A 1,103-nucleotide genomic window follows, 5' to 3' on the forward strand; every position below is an offset into this window, starting at 1 on the left:
TATTGGAACGGCACGCGCAGGTGCTCTCGCTCGATGCCGACAAGGACTATCGGCTGGAAAAGCTTGCCCGTACGCCGGTCTATGTCACGCCCACCGATGCGGCGGCCGATGAGGCGATGGACGCGGCTTGGCAAACGATGACGCGCGGCGCGCCGACGGCCGAGACGTTGCTTGCCGTCAAGGGCCGGCAGCTGGCCGTTCCGCGCGCCGCCGGCGACGCGGCGCGTTTTTCCTTCGCCGATCTGTGCGAGAAGCCACTCGGCGCGCGCGACTATCTGGCCCTTGCCGACCGCTTCTCGACCATCTTTATCGACCACATTCCGGTGCTGGGTGAAGGCCGGCGCAACGAGGCCAAGCGCTTCATCCTGCTGGTCGACACGCTCTACGACCATCACATCAGGCTGGTGGTAAGCGCGGAAGCGCCGCCGCAGCAACTCTATGTGGCCAAGCGCGGCGTCGAGGTGTTCGAGTTCGAACGCACGGCTTCGCGGCTGATCGAGATGCAGAGCCGCGACTGGCTGGAGGATTGGGCGGAGCGGCGGAAGGCGAAGACGACGCCGGAGGCGCGGCAGGCGCCGGCTACGCCGCCTTCGTCCCAGGGCGGAGCGACGCAAAGCGAAGCGCGCACCCTAGGACGAAGATAGGCCGAACTCCTGTCAGCCTCGCTACAGTTGATAAACATACATGAGGAAGCTCTCTGCTGACTCGTGCGTCTCCTCGCGCGACTCGTAAAGCGCGCGGGCGGCACGGTTGTCCGGCTCGGTGCCGACCCAGGCTTCTTCGCAGCCATTCTCCCTGCCGATCGCAAACATCGCGTCGAGCATCTTTCGCGCGATGCCCTGGCGCTGGAAGGCCGGCGATACGCCGACCTCGTCGATGTAGAGCTCCGTCGCCTTGTCGGGATGACGGTGAATGATGGCGGCGCATTGACCGACGGTCACGCCGTCGGCGAGCGCCACGACCATGAAGTGGCCGGGTTCCCTGAGATAGACTGCCAATCGATCTGGCCTGACCGGTTCGTCGAACACATCCTCGGCGACCCGCATCACAAGGGCGTCATTGCCGGCATCAAGTCTTACGATCTCCATCTTCATCGTGTAGAT

Annotated in this window: 2 protein-coding genes; one reads left to right on the top strand and one right to left on the bottom strand. The window is 64.6% G+C overall.

Annotated elements, in window-relative coordinates:
- Positions 1-644: cell division protein ZapE (gene zapE, locus FJ980_RS33540; RefSeq protein ID WP_140547657.1), on the top strand; the 644-nt coding region annotated here is incomplete at its 5' end.
- A 21-nt stretch (positions 645-665) separates the two neighbouring features.
- Here the strand turns inward: zapE and FJ980_RS33545 are convergent.
- Positions 666-1,103, bottom strand: a 438-nt coding sequence (locus tag FJ980_RS33545; protein WP_246676699.1) for a GNAT family N-acetyltransferase, incomplete at its 5' end; no start/stop codon positions are given.

It is taken from the genome of Mesorhizobium sp. B1-1-5 (genome assembly GCF_006443065.1).
Lineage (GTDB): Bacteria > Pseudomonadota > Alphaproteobacteria > Rhizobiales > Rhizobiaceae > Mesorhizobium.